16 protein-coding genes are annotated in these 18759 nt (G+C 37.6%); 7 read left to right on the top strand and 9 right to left on the bottom strand.

Annotation, left to right across the window (positions count from 1 at the left end; translation table 11 throughout):
* The first annotated feature begins 34 nt into the window (after positions 1–34).
* Genes surE through RE431_RS15020 form a run of 5 tightly spaced genes read left to right on the top strand, consistent with a single transcriptional unit; the run spans position 35 to position 4839 of the window.
* Positions 35–817, top strand: a complete 783-nt coding sequence (surE, locus tag RE431_RS15040) for a 5'/3'-nucleotidase SurE (RefSeq protein ID WP_309562791.1) — start codon at positions 35–37, stop codon at positions 815–817.
* Positions 810–1091 carry a hypothetical protein gene (locus tag RE431_RS15035; RefSeq protein WP_309562790.1) on the top strand — a complete coding sequence of 94 codons (282 nt, stop codon included), beginning with the start codon at positions 810–812 and terminating at the stop codon, positions 1089–1091. Before surE ends, RE431_RS15035 begins: the two co-directional genes overlap by 8 nt.
* A 1-nt stretch (position 1092) precedes the next feature.
* Positions 1093–2214: a lipid-A-disaccharide synthase gene (gene lpxB, locus RE431_RS15030; RefSeq protein WP_309562789.1), complete on the top strand. Its 1122-nt coding sequence runs from the start codon at positions 1093–1095 to the stop codon at positions 2212–2214.
* A complete protein-coding gene (locus tag RE431_RS15025) occupies positions 2211–2759 on the top strand; it encodes a C40 family peptidase (RefSeq protein WP_309562788.1) in 549 nt (182 codons plus the stop codon). Before lpxB ends, RE431_RS15025 begins: the two co-directional genes overlap by 4 nt.
* Before the next feature lie 34 nt (positions 2760–2793).
* Entirely contained in the window at positions 2794–4839 is a 2046-nt protein-coding gene (locus tag RE431_RS15020) for a ComEC/Rec2 family competence protein (RefSeq protein WP_309562787.1), read from the top strand.
* Position 4840: 1 nt separating this feature from the next.
* Here RE431_RS15020 and RE431_RS15015 read toward each other — a convergent pair whose 3' ends face one another.
* From RE431_RS15015 to RE431_RS15000, 4 genes are read right to left on the bottom strand one after another with little or no spacing between them, the layout of a single operon-like run.
* Entirely contained in the window at positions 4841–5383 is a 543-nt protein-coding gene (locus RE431_RS15015; RefSeq protein WP_309562786.1) for a thioredoxin family protein, read from the bottom strand.
* Positions 5384–5427: 44 nt separating this feature from the next.
* Positions 5428–7014, bottom strand: coding sequence for a peptide MFS transporter (locus RE431_RS15010; protein ID WP_309562785.1), 1587 nt, complete (start codon positions 7012–7014; stop codon positions 5428–5430).
* A gap of 19 nt (positions 7015–7033) precedes the next feature.
* A complete protein-coding gene (locus RE431_RS15005; protein WP_309562784.1) occupies positions 7034–8410 on the bottom strand; it encodes a peptide MFS transporter in 1377 nt (458 codons plus the stop codon).
* A 17-nt stretch (positions 8411–8427) separates the two neighbouring features.
* Complete coding sequence (locus RE431_RS15000; protein WP_309562783.1) at positions 8428–10617, bottom strand: S9 family peptidase; 2190 nt, start codon at positions 10615–10617, stop codon at positions 8428–8430.
* Positions 10618–10776: 159 nt separating this feature from the next.
* On the opposite strand from RE431_RS15000, the gene RE431_RS14995 reads away from it, so the two are divergent.
* Positions 10777–12117 carry a hydroxymethylglutaryl-CoA reductase, degradative gene (locus RE431_RS14995; RefSeq protein WP_309562782.1) on the top strand — a complete coding sequence of 447 codons (1341 nt, stop codon included), beginning with the start codon at positions 10777–10779 and terminating at the stop codon, positions 12115–12117.
* Positions 12117–13049: a GYDIA family GHMP kinase gene (locus RE431_RS14990; protein ID WP_309562781.1), complete on the top strand. Its 933-nt coding sequence runs from the start codon at positions 12117–12119 to the stop codon at positions 13047–13049. The genes RE431_RS14995 and RE431_RS14990 overlap by 1 nt, the downstream gene beginning before the upstream one ends.
* Positions 13050–13098: 49 nt before the next feature.
* Here the strand turns inward: RE431_RS14990 and RE431_RS14985 are convergent, their stop codons facing one another.
* From RE431_RS14985 to RE431_RS14965, 5 genes are all read right to left on the bottom strand, one after another.
* Positions 13099–15219 (bottom strand): peptidylprolyl isomerase, encoded by a 2121-nt coding sequence (locus RE431_RS14985; protein ID WP_309562780.1) that lies wholly within the window; start codon positions 15217–15219, stop codon positions 13099–13101.
* 94 nt (positions 15220–15313) lie between these two features.
* Positions 15314–16600 (bottom strand): hemolysin family protein, encoded by a 1287-nt coding sequence (locus tag RE431_RS14980; RefSeq protein WP_309562779.1) that lies wholly within the window; start codon positions 16598–16600, stop codon positions 15314–15316.
* 5 nt (positions 16601–16605) lie between these two features.
* Positions 16606–16797, bottom strand: a complete 192-nt coding sequence (locus RE431_RS14975) for a hypothetical protein (RefSeq protein WP_309562778.1) — start codon at positions 16795–16797, stop codon at positions 16606–16608.
* Positions 16790–17368 (bottom strand): LPS export ABC transporter periplasmic protein LptC, encoded by a 579-nt coding sequence (gene lptC, locus RE431_RS14970; protein WP_309562777.1) that lies wholly within the window; start codon positions 17366–17368, stop codon positions 16790–16792. The genes RE431_RS14975 and lptC overlap by 8 nt, the downstream gene beginning before the upstream one ends.
* A gap of 1 nt (position 17369) precedes the next feature.
* Positions 17370–18743, bottom strand: a complete 1374-nt coding sequence (locus RE431_RS14965; RefSeq protein WP_309562776.1) for a hypothetical protein — start codon at positions 18741–18743, stop codon at positions 17370–17372.
* Positions 18744–18759: the final 16 nt, after the last annotated feature.

Here is an 18759-nt window from a genome sequence, read left to right as displayed (position 1 = left end):
AAATTCTTATTTTAGCAGAACCAAATAATGAAGCATGAACAAGAATAAACCGCTTATCCTGGTCACTAATGACGATGGGATAACCGCTCCGGGAATCAGAACTCTGGTAGAAGTAATGAAAGAGCTTGGAGATGTAGTTGTAGTTGCACCAGACAGTCCGCAAAGTGGAATGGGCCACGCGATCACAATAAGCGACACTCTCTTCTGTGAACAGGTTACGATCAAGGAATCTTACAAGCATAAAGAATACAGCTGTTCCGGTACTCCGGCAGACTGTGTGAAAATTGCCACGCAGGAGATCTTACATAGAAAACCTGATCTTTGCGTTAGCGGAATTAATCATGGTTCCAACTCCTCAATTAATGTGATCTATTCCGGCACCATGAGTGCTGCGGTTGAAGCAGGAATTGAAGGAATTCCTGCAATTGGGTTTTCACTATTGGACTACTCATTAAATGCCGATTTTGAGCCCACTCGAAAATATATAAAAGCCATTACCAAAAATGTTCTTAAAAACGGACTACCAACTGGTGTGGTTCTTAACGTTAATATTCCGAAATTAACGGAATCTGAGATCAAAGGAATAAAAGTTTGCAGACAGGCAAATGCTCACTGGGAAGAGGAGTTCGATAAAAGAACCAATCCGCAGGGGCGCGAATATTACTGGTTAACAGGAACATTTGTTAATAAGGATGAAGGAAACGATACAGACGAAAAGGCCCTGGAAGATGGATATGTATCTGTAGTACCTGTTCAATTTGATCTTACCGCGCATCATTTTATCAAGGATTTAAGCAGCTGGTCTTTAAATGATTAAACAGAATATTTTTACAGGATTTCTAACCGGGATCGCCGCTAATATTGCCGGGGTGATTCTGTATGTGAGCCTTCTGTCTAATTCTGAACTTGACGCAACTATAAATGATGCCATTGCGAATGATTATCTTGGAAAAATAATCGCACTTGGTGCAGTTCTAAATTTCGTTCCATTCTTTGTTTTCCTTAAAAAGAAACAAAATTATCATGCTCGCGGAGTTTTACTGGCAACGGTAAGTGTAGCGATAGGCGTAGCAATCTTCAAATTCTTTTAATATGAAATATTACATCATTGCAGGTGAAGCTTCAGGAGATCTCCATGCTTCCAATCTAATGAAAGCATTGAAAGAAGTTGATGAAAATGCAAATTTCAGATTTTGGGGAGGAGATCTTATGGCCAAACAAGGTGGAACTCTGGTTAAACATTACAGGGAACTGGCCTTTATGGGTTTCGCCGAAGTGATCATGAACCTTAGAACCATTTTTAAAAATATCAAGCTCTGTAAGAATGATATTAATGAATATGATCCTGATGTGATCATTTTTGTTGATTATCCAGGCTTCAATATGAGAATTGCTGAATGGGCAAAAAAGGAAGGTTACAGAACTCACTATTATATCTCTCCACAGATCTGGGCCTGGAAGGAAAACAGGATCAAAAAGATCAAACGCGATGTAGAAGAGATGTATGTAATACTTCCATTCGAAAAGGATTTCTATTCGCTAAAACATAATTTTCCAGTGAATTTTGTGGGCCATCCGCTATTAGATGCTATAGATAATCGAGCTTTGGTGAACACAGAAGATTTCAAAAAGGAAAATGAACTTGATAAAAGACCGGTCATAGCACTCCTTCCGGGTAGTAGAAAGCAGGAAATTGAGAAAATGCTTGAGGTCATGTTAAGCATTACCTCCGAATTTAAGGATTACCAGTTCGTTATTGCCGGTGCTCCCAGCCAGGATGAAGAGTTTTATCAGAAATTCATCAAGAAGTCCAACATAAAAATTATTATGAATAAGACCTATGATGTACTAGGCATCTCACATGCCGCGTTGGTTACATCTGGTACTGCAACTTTAGAAACTGCCTTGTTCAAAGTTCCAGAAGTTGTTTGCTATAAGGGAAGTTATATTTCCTACCATATTGCTAAAAGAATTATTAATCTAGAATATATTTCACTGGTTAATTTGATCATGGGCAGAGAAGTAGTCACGGAGCTGATTCAGGGTGATTTCAATTCTGAGAATTTGAGATCTGAATTGAACAAGATCCTGGATGAGGATAATCGTAAAAGAATATTTGAAGATTACTTTGACCTGGAGCAAAAACTTGGTGGGAAAGGAGCCAGCAAAAATACTGCTAGATTGATTTATAACAACATAAAAGGCATAGCGTGAAAGCAGGAATTTTAAAATCAGCACTTCTGATATTTAGTATGATCCTTTTGGCATCTTGCGGTTCTTCACGTTCAAAAGTAGTTACTACAAAAAAGGAAGCGAATAGAAACTCACAAACTACCCAGGTTTACGATCGCACACCTTCCGATGAACCGGAAGATAAATCGGTTTCTAAAATCGTTAAGACAGCTAAAAAGTTTGAAGGAACCAGGTATAAATATGGCGGGACCGATAAAAAAGGAATGGATTGTTCCGGTTTGATCTATGTTTCATTCCTGGAAGAAGGAATCTCTCTACCAAGAACTTCACGAGCCATGTCCCTTGAAGGAAAAAGACTTTATCTCAAAGAGGTGAATGTTGGCGACCTGCTTTTCTTTGAAACCAACAAGAACCGAAAGGTTATAAATCATGTTGGGCTTGTTGTGGAAATTGATGAGAACGGCATTTATTTCATTCATTCCTCCAGTTCAAGAGGCGTTATTATTTCCTCATTATCAGAATCTTACTGGTATAATAATTTCGTCATGGCGCGACGAGTAATTTGATTATTTCATACCTTCAGATTGCAATTTTCAATCTTTGAAGGATTTCAATTTTATATTTATTAGACTTGCCGTTTATCTAATTATCGGCATAGTGGCTGGATTCTATTTCTCAATAGGAATTGCTACTGCTTTTTTGATCTCCGGATTTGCATTTTTGATCTTTACATTCAGTTTTCTAAGAGCTCGAAGAATGATCTTCTCCGACGCTATCTTCGGAATATCCAGTTTACTTTTAGTTTTTTGTATTGGAGTTACAGTCACCAGCTTAAGCATTCCATCTAATCAGAATAAGCATTTTTTAAATTTAGAAGAAGAATTTGGGAACGAAGTTCTGATCGCCAATATTTCTGAAGAATTAAAACCGACAGAATTTTCAGAAAGATTTATACTTGAAACCGAAAGTTTACTGCGCGATGATCGATCAGTTAAGATCAAGGGAAAAATTCTTGTAAATATCCGAAAGGATTCGATAAACGGGTTGACGTTTAAGCCTGGAATGAGAATTTTGCTTCCATGGAATCCTTTAGAATTCAATTCTTCTTTAAACCCATTTCAATTCGATTACAGGGACTATATGCGTAGACTTAAAGTAGAGAGGCAAATAAACCTGAAGGCAAGCCAGATCCAGATTTCAGCAAGCAATAATGCTAGTTTAAAAAGCATTGCATGGCAAATAAGGGAAAAAATTATAAATAAGCTTAAAAGCCACGATTTTGGACCGAATGAAATTGCCGTTTACCAGGCACTAATTTTAGGACAGCGTAGAGAGATCAGTAATAAACTATATCAGGATTATGCTGCGGCCGGCGCAATACATATCCTGGCAATTTCTGGTCTACATATTGGAATCCTACTTTATTTTCTCAATTTTCTATTGCAATGGCTTAATCGATTCAAAAATGGACGAATAATAAGGACTATTGTACTGATCTTACTTCTATGGAGTTTCGCCTTGATCACTGGCCTAAATCCATCGGTGGTGAGAGCAGTTACGATGTTTTCTTTTATAGCGATCGGACTTCAGTTAAAACGAAAGACCAGCGTATTAAATAGTCTGTTTGTTTCACTTTTCTTTTTACTAATCTTAAATCCATATTATATTTTCCAGGTTGGTTTTCAACTGAGCTACCTGGCAGTTTTCAGCATCATTATTTTTCAGCCAAAAATTTATAAATTACTGAAGTCTGAATCTCAAGTTTTAGACTATTTCTGGAAATTATGCTCAGTAAGCCTGGCCGCGCAGATTGGAGTTATCCCAATTAGTATATTCTATTTTCATCAATTTCCAGGGATGTTTTTGATCTCGAACCTTGTTATTCTGCCTTTCCTCGGAATTATTCTGGCGTTTGGTATACTGGTGATTTTTCTAGCATCCATCGGGCAACTTCCCGAATTCATGGTGAGATCATTCGATTTTCTTCTCAATTCCATGAATAAATTTATCGAATGGATCGCCTCTAAAGAAGGCCTAATAATTGGCGATATTCATGTTTTAAGCTACCAGGTTCTTGCAATTTATATGTTCATTTTTAGCCTGATCATTATTTTTAGGAAACAGAATTATTTTAGTCTTAGTTTTCTGCTTATAAGTATTCTTTGCATCCAGTCAGCAACTCTTTTGTCTAAAGCAAAGATACCTGATTCAGAAATAGTGATATTCCACAAATCCAGACAATCGGTGATCACAGTTAAGAATTCGAATCATTTAGATATCTATTCCGCGGTAGATAAATCAGATTTAAGCCTGATAAAAGATTATACCCGGGAAAGAAACATCAAATCGGAAGAATTGAAAAGCATGCCGGAAATCTTCTATTTAGCAGACCAGCTAACCCTAATAATTGATACTGCAGAAAATTATGCAATACCGAATTTCAAACCAGATCTTATCATACTGCAGAATTCTCCTAAGGTCAATCTCGAAAGGATCATAGATGAACTCAATCCAAAAGAGATCATTGCCGATGGCAGTAATTATAATTCAATCGTAAAAAGATGGAAGTCTAGTTCACAAAACAAAAAAATCCCTTTCCACCATACCGGAGAAAAGGGAGCTTATATTATAATTTCAGCACAGTAGATTAACTGGAAAAAGTGCTTTCAAATTCTTCCTGATACTTTGCCCATTCTTCATCTGTCTTCACTCTCTTATAATCATCTGTCGCGAAGATCTTCAGAAATATTTCTAATTTTTGTGGAGTTAGATATCCTTTAATAGGAGTTAAGAAACCTGCATTTTCATCAAAGAAAACCATGGTAGGATAAGCGCTTACACCCATAGCCAAAGCAAATTGATGTACAGCATTTCTCCCTTTTTTCTCAGGATCATAATTTGGGTTTTTAAAGACCTTGTCCTTAAAATTCACGGTTTCATCACCTTCTGCATTGAATTTTACCGCATAAAAATGCTTGTTTACATATTCAATAACATCCTTGTTAGAAAAGGTATTCTTATCTAACAATTTGCACGGTCCACACCAGGTGGTGTATGCATCGACAAATATTTTCTTAGGCTTTTTCTTCTGCGCAGCCAGAGCTTCATTCATACTCATCCAGTTAATTTCCTGAGCCTGGATTGCAGAAACTGAGAAAATTAAAAAGACAAAAAGGAGTAATTTCTTCATCTCATCAAATTTTTAATTAGGAAAAGCAAAAAGCATTCCCAAATTTAATGAATTCCATTCATCCATTTACGCAAAAGCGGAACAAGTAGTAATAGGAGTAATGCCGCAGCACCAACTACACAGAATCCCCATATCCAGTAAGTATCTGAATAAATACCTAAGGTAACTGAAGCAGGAGTATCATCTGTAACTTCTTCACTCGTGGTTAAAGTGCCAATTAAGCCTGCCATTTTATTAGCCAGGGCAATTGAGAGAAACCATGCCCCCATAACAAATCCCACCACTTTTGCAGGTGATAACTTTGTAACCATGGAAAGTCCGATTGGTGATAGTGATAATTCACCGGTAGTATGTAAAAGATACATAACCGCAAGAAAAGCTATGGAAACCAGCCCGTCACCGGAGGCAAAATACTTCGCTCCAAGAACAATCACACCAAAACCTAAAGCTAACTGGGTTAGACCTAAAACAAATTTCATAGGTGTACTTGGCTCTTTTCCGGCTTTGTTCAGTTTAAACCACATCCATGAGAATACCGGTGCCAGAAGCATGATATAAAGCGGATTTAAACTTTGGAAAATCGATGCAGGAATTTCAGTCCCACCTACGAATCTATCTACATTCTTATCTGTAAAAATGGTTAAACTACCACCGGCCTGCTCGAATAAGGCCCAGAAAATAGCATGGAAAAAAAATAATACAATTACTACAAGAAGTCTTTGACCTTCGACTTTATCTTTTGCTGTTAATGCCTGGTATAACAGATAAGCAATGATCAATAAGGAGATCACGATCATAGCTCCAGACATCACTTCATCAAGATCCAGCATATAAGCACACACAGGAATTGCCAGAAGTGATACGATATAAACTCCGTAATCTGGCTTCAAGCCAAGAAATTTTCTTTCTCCCTTCGTAACTTCTTCCGGCTGCCCACCTTTACCCTGAAGCATATCAGTTTTAGAAGCAAAATAGAAAACGATCAATCCCAGAAGCATTCCTATTCCGGCAAGTCCGAAACCATAATGCCAGTTGATCTGTTGCCCTACATAACCACAAGTAAGCGTTGCAAGAAAAGACCCGATATTCACTCCCATATAAAAGATAGAAAATGCTCCATCCTTTCTAGGGTCATCGGTTTCATAGAATGTACCCAAAAATGAACTGATATTCGGTTTAAAAAATCCGTTACCTACGATTATCAAGGCAAGAGCAGCAAAGAAAAATGGCATATTCCCCTCAAGACCTTCAATACCCTGAAGCGCCAGGGTAAAATGCCCTAAAGACATTAATAAACCACCCCAGATGATCGTTTTTTTGAACCCAAGTAGCCTGTCGGCAACAAGGCCCCCAAGAACAGGAAACAGATAGACCATGGCGGTATAGGAACCATAAATTCCGTAGGCCTGTGTTTCAGCTACATTCTGAGCAAGGTCAATAAAAAGAACCTTGGTCATATAAAGAACGAGGAGTGCCCGCATCCCATAATAAGAGAAGCGCTCCCACATTTCAGCAAAGAACAACACGAACAGTGCCTTTGGATGAGCTTTTTTATTAGTGTATATAATAAAGGGTACCCAGATAAGTACAAATACCCACCCAATGATCATGATCCATAACGTGATATCCATCGCTAATATGTATTAAAAATTATTCGACAGTAGTTTCTTTTGGAATTCCTTCTTCCAATGTAGCGTCTTCGGCTCCGTGCGTAAGTCTCTTGAGAGGTTTCAGTAATAAGATCACAATTACACCTATCAATGACCAGATAACTGCAATTCCTGTAAATACTTCAAATTCTCCTAATGATTGAGCTGATTCACCAATAAGTCCGGCAACTTTATTACCAAGACCTGTAGCAGCCCAATACATACCCATTATTATAGATGCATATTTTAGCGGAGCAAGTTTTGTAATAAAAGAAAGCGAAACCGGCGAAGCACATAATTCTCCAATTGTATGGAATAAATAAGCTAAAATTAACCAGTACATAGCTGAAGAACCAGTCTCTTCATATTCTACTGAAGCCATGCTCATAAACCCAAATCCAAGAGCCATGATAATTATACCCATCGCCATTTTGAAAATAGACGAAGCTTCCTTCCCTTTTTTCTTCCATTTGAACCAGAAAGAACCAACTACAGTAGCCAGGGTTATAATAAAGAATGAATTAATAGACTGGAACCATGATGCCGGAACTGTAAATCCTAATAAAGAACGATCTGTTTTTTGTTGAGCATACAGGTTCATCAATCCTCCTGCCTGTTCAAATGCAGCCCAGAAAAGAATGATTAAAAGGAATGAAAGCAATAATACTTTAACTCTGTCTTTTTCAACACTTGTAAGTGGTTTATCAAGAATAGCTTTATCTGCTTCATTCTTTCTTGAGATTAGATTACCTACATGCTTCAGGTGTTTCTGCCCCCACATATATACAACCTGACCAAGGAACATCCCTATCGCAGCAAGACCGAATCCCCAGTGCCATCCATATTTCTGAGCAAGGAAACCACAAGCGATCGGTGCAAGGAATCCACCAATATTGATACCCATATAGAAAATATAGAAACCAAGATCTCTTCTCTCATCACCTTGCTTGTAAAGTCCACCAACCATTGAAGAAATGTTCGGTTTTAAACCTCCAACTCCTAAAATGATAAATAAACAACCTACATAAAAGCTGATCTCAGAATCGAACGCCAGAACGGAGTGACCAATACAAAGTAATATTCCTCCGAGTAATACAGTTTTCTTTTGTCCCAGTAATTTATCGGCTACCCATCCACCAGGGATAGAAGACACATAAACCAACATGGTGTACCAACCGTAAAGTTCAAGAGCTTCCTGGTTAGTCCAACCGAATCCCGGGTTATCTGCAGTAGTTTCAGCTACCAGGAAAAGGGTGAATAAAGCACGCATTCCGTAGTAAGAAAAACGCTCCCATAATTCAGTAAAGAAAAGAATATAAAGACCTACCGGATGGCCAAATAATTCGTTCTGATTTTCAATCGCTTTAGCTTTGTTCATGTCAATAGGTTAGATTCTTAAAGTTTTTCAAGTATAAAATCGGTCATCATGTTGTAAAGGTGCAATCTTGTATTGCCCCCGTAGATTCCATGATTTCTATCAGGATAGATCGCCCAGTCAAATTGCTTATTCGCCTGAACTAATTCTTCAACCATTCTCATAGTGTTCTGAACATGCACGTTGTCATCTCCACCACCATGGATCAATAGGTAATCACCTTTTAGTTTTTCAACATGATTTAAAGGAGAGTTTTCATCATAACCTGAAGCATTCTCCTGTGGAGTTCTCATGTATCTCTCTGTATAAACTGAATCGTAGAATCTCCAGCTTGTAACCGGTGCCACTGCAATTGCCATTGAGAAAGTATCATTTCCTTTCAGGATCGCGTTAGAAGACATAAATCCTCCATAGCTCCATCCCCATATTCCAATTCTTTCTGAATCTATATAAGCTCTTTCTCCTAATTTTTTAGCAGCAGAGATCTGATCTTCTACTTCAAATTTTCCTAATTCCTGGTAAGTCACTTTTTTAAATTCAGCTCCTTTAAATCCAGTCCCTCTACCATCAACACATACAATAATGTAACCTTCGTTCGCTAATAACTGATACCAGTAGTCATTGGTGCCGAAATATGAATTAGAAACAGATTGTGATCCCGGTCCTGAATACTGGAACATCAATAATGGATACTCTTTATTTTCATCAAAATTTGATGGTTTGATCATCCACATATTCAGATCGTTCCCATTGATATTGATTGTTGAAAGTTCTTTTGGAGAGAAACCGTATGGTTTCACTGTTTCCAGCAATTCCTTGTTATTAAGAATCTCACGAACCTGCTTACCATCTTTTGCTCTAAGTAGAGTATAAACTGTAGGAGTTTCAGTGTTTGTAAAAGAATTGATGAAATAAGTATAATCTGCACTAAATGAAGCAGAATTTTTTCCTGTATTTTCTGTAAGTCTCTTTTTACTCTTACCGTTAGGTTTTACCGAATAAACATCACGATTAACACTTCCGTTTTCAGTACTCTGGTAATAAATCCTGTCAGATTTTTTATCGTAACCATAGTAATTAGTTACTTCCCAGTCTCCGCTAGTCACCTGGTCTAATAGTTCACCTTCTTCATTATAGTGGTAGATATGGTTATAGCCATCCATCTCACTGGTCCAGATAAAGCTATTATCTTCAAGAAAAGTCAGATTATCGGTAATATCAACATAAGCCTTGTCAGTCTCATTTAAAATAAGTTCAGCCTCGTTATCTTCAGCATCTACAAAAATAAGATCAAGATTATTCTGGTGTCTGTTCAATACCTGAACGCTAAGGATCATAGGTTCAGCCGTCCACTTGATTCTTGGAATGTAAAGATCACTGAATTCTTCCTGGGTATATTTTTTTCCAAGATCGATCTCTTCTGAATTTTGCGAATCAAGATCGAACATATGCAGGCTAACTTTTGAATTTGCTTCACCAGCTTTAGGATATTTAAAAACCTGCTGCGTAGGATAAAGATCCTTTCCGTAAAGGTCCATTGAGAATTCAGGAACTTCGGTTTCATCAAATTTCAGGTAAGCAATCTTATTACCTGTTGGATTCCATTCAAAAGCTTTTACAAAAGCAAATTCTTCCTCATAAACCCAGTCTGTAATCCCATTTATCGTACTGTTGATCTCACCATCTTTGGTAACCTGAGTTCTCTTGTTAGACTTAAGATCCAGGATATAGATGTTATTTTCAAAAACATAGGCTACTTTGGAAGCATCAGGAGAAAAAGAAGCCTCCTGAACCTTGTCGTCGCTAAGTTTCATCAGCTCTTTTGATTTTACATCATAAACGTAAAATATCTCTCTGGAAGATCTTCTATAAATAGACTCTACCTCAGTTGAAAGTAAGATCTTATCTTCTTTATTACTGAATTGGAATCCTGAAAAAGATTTGATGGCATCCAGATCATTACTATTAACAAGGGTTCTTGTCTTTTTTCCAGTTTTATAACTGTACACATCGATACTGCTGGCATCGCTTTCGCGATCCCTGTTCAGGACTACATATTCTTCACCATTATTAAGAGATTGTAGGGATTGAAGCCTTTCTTCTTGGAACGTTCCGCTCCATATTTCTTCAAGACTAACTTCTTTTTGTTGTGCAGTAAGCACAGAAGATGCTGCCATTATAAAGGCAACAAGTATTTTAGGGAACTTCATAAAATTTTTGAAATATTTAATGCAGGCCAAGTTTACTAAAATTTAACGGAAAAATGACTATCGAAAATTGTTAAATACTAACAATCTGTTAAGAAAAACACGGCTTTAGTCTCTTCATCCATATGAATTTATAGGTCTCTAAAAATATGCTTTGTATCTTTGAGCTCCCGAAATAAAATTAAAATGACAAAGCCCGTAAACGGATTTTCAAAACTTAATAAAACTGAGAAAATTGAATGGCTGGCAGAAAATTATTTAACAGATAATAAAGAAGCCGTCTCAATTCTTGAACAATACTGGAATGAAGATGAGAAGCTACAAAAGCTGCATGATGAATTCATTGAAAATACAGTTTCTAATTTTTACCTGCCCTTAGGCCTGGCGCCAAATTTCCTTATCAACGGAAAATATCATGTTCTGCCAATGGCGATCGAGGAAAGCTCGGTAGTAGCAGCAGCCAGTAAAGCAGGGAAATTCTGGAGTGAACGTGGCGGATTTAAAGCGACCGTGATCAATCAAACAAAAATTGGTCAGGTGCACTTTCTATTCAAAGGTGATATTTCAAAACTGGAGAAACTTTTTAAAGATCTTGAACCAAAGCTTCGTGAAGCCGTTAAGCCGATCACGAAGAATATGGAAAAACGAGGTGGCGGAATCCTCGATATCAGTCTAAAAAATAAAACAAAAGAGCTGGATCATTATTACCAGCTATTTGTGAAATTTGACACCAGGGATTCCATGGGAGCAAATTTCATTAATTCATGCCTGGAAAAATTTGCTGAAGTTTTACAAAAAGAAGCTTCAACAGCTGAATTTTTCTCGACCGAAGAAAAAGACCTTCAGATCATTATGAGCATACTTTCCAATTATGTGCCAGAATGTATCGTTCGTGCTGAAGTGTCCTGTCCTGTAGACCAACTCTCTGAAGACAAAAATATGAGCGGTGAGCAGTTTGCCGAAAAGTTCGTTCAGGCTGTTAGAATTGCTGAAATTGAGCCGTACAGGGCAGTAACTCACAACAAGGGAGTAATGAATGGTATTGACGCAGTTGTCCTCGCCACAGGAAATGATTTCCGGGCGGTAGAGGCAGGGATTCATGCATATGCTTCTAAAGACGGGAAATATTCCAGTCTCACCCACGCCTCTGTTGAAAATGGCATTTTTAAATTCTGGATGGAAATCCCTTTAGCCCTGGGAACTGTCGGCGGACTCACAAGCCTACATCCATTAGTAAAATTAGCTCTGGACATTCTGCAAAGACCATCTGCCAGTGAATTGATGGAAATTACGGCGGTTGCAGGACTGGCACAGAATTTTGCTGCTTTAAGATCATTAACCACCACCGGAATTCAGCAAGGACATATGAAAATGCACCTGATGAATATTTTGAATCAGAATGCAGCTACAGAGAAAGAAAAAGAAGAAATGGTAGAGTATTTTACTCATCACACCATCACACATAGCAGTGTAATCGAGCAATTGGAAAAAATGAGATCTTAATGCAGGAATTTAGAAGTAACGGAAAGATTTTATTAACGGGCGAATATGCGGTATTGAATGGAGCCAAATCTCTAGCTTTACCCACTAAAGCAGGTCAGGTTTTAAAAGTTTCTGAAGGTGAAAAAAATATAATTAGCTGGACTAGTTTTGATGAAAATGACCAGATCTGGTTTCAATCGGAATTAAAGATTGATGACGGAAATTTTACAATTATAGATTCTCCCGAAACAGCTAATAATCCTGAGATTCAGAATATACAGAAACGTTTACAACAAATTCTAAAAGCTGCTTTTCAAAAAAATCCTTCAATATTTCAGCAAACTGGTTATACAATTCATACACATCTGGATTTTAATCGTCAATGGGGATTGGGAACTTCTTCAACATTGATCAATAATATAGCTCAATGGCTGAATATTGATCCTTATAAATTATTGCATGAGAGTTTTGGCGGTAGTGGATATGATATCGCTGCGGCAAAAAGCGATCTTCCTATTACTTACCAGATCACAGAAAATAAGCCGGTTAGTTTTACTGCAGATTTTAATCCTGAATTTAAAGAAAACCTGTTTTTTGTCTATCTGAACAGGAAACAAAACAGTCGTGAAGCGATCGCGCATTATCGAAATCAACCCGATAAGGATTTGAAGAGCCTTACAGAAAAGATCTCAGGCATCACCGAGCAGATCATTCAATGCGACAACCTTGAAGAATTTAAGCTTCTCCTGAAAATTCATGAAACCTTAATTAGCAAAGCCATTAATCTTCCTAGAATCCAGAATGAACTTTTCCCCGATTATCCTGAACTGATAAAAAGCCTTGGCGGCTGGGGCGGTGATTTTATTCTCGCAACTGGAACAGAACAAGAAAAGGAGTATTTCAGAAATAAAGGTTACAACACCATATTTGGTTATCAAGAACTAATCAAATAAAAAAAGCCTCAGCAAATGCTGAGGCTTTTTTTATATTCTATGATAATCACTAGTAGAATCTAGCTCTGTTATCTTCAATTTCTGCTTTATTCTTAAGAGCATCAAACACTCTCATTGTTGCCTGAGCTCTACGAGCCGCACTTTCCTGCTGAGCAAATCCTTTATAAGAATCCATTGCTGGAGCCTCAAATTTACTTACAAGTTCAGCAACATAAACTCCTTTTTCACCAGCGATAGGAGAGCTTACTTTTCCAGTTTCCATAGAGAAAACAGCTCCTACAACTTCTGGCTCTTCACCAGCACCTGCTAGTGTTGGATTGTTAAGGTTCACCGCATCTGCCGTTTGAACGCTTACTCCCTGGTTGCTAGCAATTTCCTGAAGAGTACTTCCTTTAAGCCTTTCTTTGATCAATTCAGCTTTCTTTTCTTTTCTCAAGATCGGAGTAACTTCTCCTGAAGCTTCTTCAACACTCATAAGACCTTTATCTCTGGTAGAAGTCAACTGAGCTACGATATAACCGTTATTAGTGTCGAATCTTCTAACATCTCCAACTTTAGCCTCATCACCAAATGCCCACTGGATTACTCTACGTTGTGCACCTGCACCTGGTATATTTTCATCTAAAGCTTTTACATCTTTTACCGTACGTACTTCGTAATTACCTTCTTTCGCTACTTCTGCGAAATCACCTTCAGAAGCTGAAATTTCAAATTTCGTTACTTCATTGAAAAGGTTATTCATTGTTTTTTCAGAAGCTTCGATCTCCCTGGCAATGGTCGCAACTCTAACTGCTCTGGCAGCTTCAGTTTGATCATCAATAGAGATCACGTGGAATCCAAGAGGTGTTTCCACTACTCCAACATCACCAGTATTGTTATCAAAAACATAGTTATCAAAAGCCGGGATCATAGTTCCTGGAGTAAAATATCCAAGATCTCCAGCCTGCTCTTTATTCGATGTATCGGCAGAAAATTCAGAAGCAAGCTCTGCGAACTTAGCTTCGTCTCCTCTAACTACACCGGCAAGGCTATCTGCCAAAGCTTTTGCTTCTTCCTTAGAACGACTAACACCCGCTCCAAGTTGAGAACCCTGGTATGTCACAAGAATATGACTAGCTTTTACTGAATCAGGAATATTTTTAGTTTCAATAACCTTACTTAATTTCCAATATCCATTCTCTTCGTAAGGACCGAAAGTCTCTCCATCATTCAGGTTAAAGATCGCTTCAGCATTCTCACCAGAAAAGTCATTTCTGAATCTGAATCTGTTGTCGTATGGTAGATCTGAATTATCGCTAACAAATTCAGCATAGTCGTCTGCGTTGTCAAATCCAGCAAGCGTATCGTTTGCTCCAACTGCAGCGTTATACTCAACTCTCTGTCCTCTTAATGTTGAAAGAGATTCTTTAGCTTCACTTTTATCATCTCCAGAAGCACTTTCTTCGAAGATCACATATTGCATACTTCTAGAAGCTTCAGTCTCAAAACGAGATGAATGATCTTCCAGGTAAGCTTTGATATCAGACTTTGTTACTTCAACCTCACTGTCTGGAATAGAAGAGTAAGGAATCTGTACAAACTTCATATTGATATTATCGTTTTGAAGTCTGTAAGCCTGTTCACCTTCTAATAAGGTTGCGCCTACTCCGGCTCCAACCATATTATAGTAACTATTCATTTTGGCAGTTTGCACAAGGTTAGAAGTGAAATTCTGCCACTGAGCGTAAGCCTGAGGCGAAGTTTCCTTTAAGTTGGCAACGTATTCTCTTAACCTGTTCTCATCAAACATTCCAGCTTCATTTACAAAGTTTGGATTGTTAGACATTTGAGCACGTACTAATTGAGTAACCTGTGCTTCACCAGCTCTAATCCCAAGTTTTTCAACTTCTTCTTCAAGAATCACCTGTCTCAATTTCTGATCCCAGATACGGTTTACAGCCTGAGTCGTACTCATATTGTTCCCCATGTTTCTTTCAAAGTTCTCTACTTCACGAGCAAACTCTTCTCTACTGATCTCTTTACCATTAACGGTAGCTATCACATTCTGAGAATTCTGAGAGCTTAGTCCTCCATTACGAATCACATCAGCCAATACAAAAGAAAATAAAGCCAATGCAATGATGATAATCAAGAAAACAGACCTTTGTCTGATTTTATTTAATACTGCCATTTGAATTTAAAATTTATCGAAATATAGGGGGCGAAAATAAGGTTTTTAGGCTAATAATAAAATTTAAAATTAGCAAATTCTTAACTTTAAAGCTTTAATCTTCAGGATTGATTTTCAGCTCTACTAATTCGATTTTAGTATTGGAAGTTTCAAGGATTTTTATTTCGAAATCCTCAATGTTTATAACCTCTCCCTGCTGCGGAATTTCCTCAGTATGATTCACGATGAAACCACTTAAAGTTTCGTAATTCTCTCCAACGGGTATTTCGGTTTTATAAGTTTCGTTAAGATAATCTACTTCCAGTCTCGCCGAGAACTTGAAATGATCTTCATCTATTTTCTCTTCAATTAGTACTGCAGAATCGTGTTCATCTTCAATCTCACCAAATAATTCTTCCACGATATCTTCCACGGTCATCATACCGCTGGTCCCTCCATATTCATCAATTACAACGGCGATGCTTTTTCTCTTTTTGATAAGAATATTCAACACATCCTTTACCCACATCGTTTCCGGCACGAAAACTACAGGCAACAAAATAGACTTTATTGACTTTGGCCTTTTGAAGAGTTCGAAAGAATGAACATATCCAATAATATCGTCTATAGTTTCATTATAAACCAGGATTTTGGACAATCCGGTTTGAGTAAAAGTTTCTACAAGATCATTAGGCGCCTGGTCCTGATCTACAGCAATAATTTCAGTTCTGGGAATCATTACCTCCCGAGCTTTGATATCTGAAAACTGAAGTGCATTCTGGAAGATCTGGATTTCACTATCTACATCTTCATGCTCTTCGACCGTTTCCATTTGCTCACTAATAAAGTTACCAAGCTCTACTTTACTGAAAGCCAATTGAACTTCATCACCATCAGTTTTAAAGAATCGTTTCAGAATAATATCTGAAATCCAGATAACGAAAGACGAAACAAAACTGAAAAGCAGGTAAAAAATATAAGCCGGAACCGCGAAGAATTTCAACATCGAGTTCGCATAGATCTGAAAAAAAACTTTTGGAAGAAATTCCGCAGTAAGAAGAATTATCAGTGTAGAAATGACCGTCTGGGTTATCAGGCTCAGATCATTAATGATATAGGTAATTATAGCGCTATCGGTTTCAATACCTCCCAACCAGGCCATAAGAAGGTCACCCATGAAAAAACCATAAACAACAAGGGCAATATTATTGCCCACTAGCATAGTTGCAATGAATTTGGATGGTTTCTTGGTAAGCCTTTTTAGAACCGTCGCCAGAAAATCATTCTGACGCTTTTCAATTTCGATAAAGATCTTATTCGAGGAAACATAGGCGATCTCCATTCCTGAGAAAAAAGCGGAAAGCAGTAGAGAACAAACTATAATAAGTATATCAACCTCCATTCAGGTTATTTATTACGATCTTCATATTTGCGCCTAAAACGTCTTTTAAAGAAGAACATAAAAATGGCTACACAAACAAAGAATAAAAAAAGATAAGCTCGGTTTCTTTGATCACCCCAGATTCTAAAGGCTTCAAAAAGAAAGAACGCCGCAAATAATAAATATGCGTATTCAAAATATCTGAAAAATTTACTCATCTTCTTTTTCTTTTTCTTCTTCTATGATTTGTATACCCGTGTTGGTTCTTGAACGAAAATTAGTGAAATCCTGATTAGAATCAAAACCAAGATCTTCGGTATATGAACCATCTGGAAATCTTATAGTATTGGGCTTATCAGTAAAAATCCAGCTTCTATCCTGATCCCAGAACAACTGACTCGCTTCTAATTTTGTACTATCTGCTGTTATAATTACCACATTTCCCTGCAGGTCTATAAGTTTAGTAGCTTCGTAAACGATGCCGTAATCTGCTACCACTGTATTCTTTCTGTCCTCTTCATCAAAGAATTCTACCTCTACTCCATCAGGAAATTCCCGGTATGGAAAAGATTTATTAGTATAGTCTAACATTTTGGTGCTTTTAAGGGTAGCAACCAATCTTCCGGAATCGGTAAATTTTAAATTGATGCCTTCGGCAATTGCCTGAGGTGCATCTTCCTCTAAACTGAAGGCCCTTACCTGCTGTAAATTACCTTCACATGAAAAAAGCATTGTCACGCCTATGAGCGTGACAATGCTTGAAATTATATTACTATATGTGAGTTTCATCTTATAGGTTCGGGATACGAACGGTCTCACCGATCCAGCATCCTATTGAAATCGCATCACCAGCATTTTTACTAGACTGGAATACATCTGATTTCTGTGGCGCTCTACCTCTGTAGGCAGCAGCAGCCTGGTTCGCATTACTTGCGATAGATGGATCTACTCTTGCAGCTCTTGAAGCATAATCAGCAGCTAACCAGTATACAGCTCTTTTAGAGAATGCATCTTCACCACAGTTGTTTGCACTTTTAGCATACATATTAGCGATCTGTAGGTAAGCACTACCTAATGATGGCTTAGCTTCTAATGCTTTTCTATAGAAACTTCTTGCCTGACCGTAGCTACCTTTATCCTTGTAGTTATTAGCAATTCTATAGTAGATCTTAGCTTTATCAGACTTGTTTGTCTCAAGCTCAGCAGCTTCATTATAGTATTCTAGTGCTTTAGATCCGTTCCCATCAGCTTCAGCTAACTGTCCTAAAGAGTATGCAGATTTTGCAGAAGGCTCTAATTTATGTAGCGCCTCAGAAACCTGAACGAATAATGGATCTTCAGTACAATCTTTAGCTGAAAGTCTTGCGTTGGCATTTTTCAACCAGCTAACATCACTTTTCTTAGATTCGAAATCTTTCTTGTACAATGGAACAAGGTTATCACAATCTGCACGTGCACCTAGTTTTGCGTTAAGCGCAGCTTTTACATTACTGTAGTTTTTCAGGTTGATCTCAGCATATTTAATTTGCTTTTGCTCTTTTGAAGTAAGATCTCCACCTTCTTCCTGCTTCTTTAATAAAGGAGCAAGATTTTCGGCAGCAGCATTCTCTTCTGTCTCGATTTTAGCAAATACTCTATCGTACATATCAAATACATCCTGAAGGGTTCTATCTCCTTCATCCTGCATTTCAACTACAAGATCGAAATACGCATAAAGACCTTTAGGACTGGTAAAGTTTTCTTTATCCTCTACCCAAACTTTATCAAAAGCTTTGAAAAGTTCGTCTTTAGATCCCATTTTATTATCATACTTCAACTGAGCGATATCGGTATATATTTTACCTTTTTCAGTTTTACCAGGATAAAGTTCTAATCTGGTTTCCCAAACTTCGATAAGTTCTTCTACCAATTCAGCTTTATCACCTTCTTCAGCCTTATCTATTTTAGATTCGATCGCTCTTTCAAGGTATTGGTATGTAGCAAGGCTATATTTAGGACACTCTTCCTTAACTTTCATTAAAGCTGGGTAAGCAGCATCATAGTTTTTTGCTTTTGCATCATCGTACGCCAGAGCGGCCATTGTAGCACAATCTCCAGATTGTGCACTTGCAGCTCCCGAACCTAACATGGCAACCGTTATTAGTGCTAGAAATTTGTTTTTCATCTTTTTTTTATTGTGT

The organism is Christiangramia sediminicola (assembly GCF_031344135.1).
GTDB classification, from domain to species: Bacteria; Bacteroidota; Bacteroidia; order Flavobacteriales; family Flavobacteriaceae; genus Christiangramia; species Christiangramia sediminicola.
Note: the sequence above shows the minus strand (reverse complement) of the source record. Positions and strands in the feature narration are given on the sequence as shown.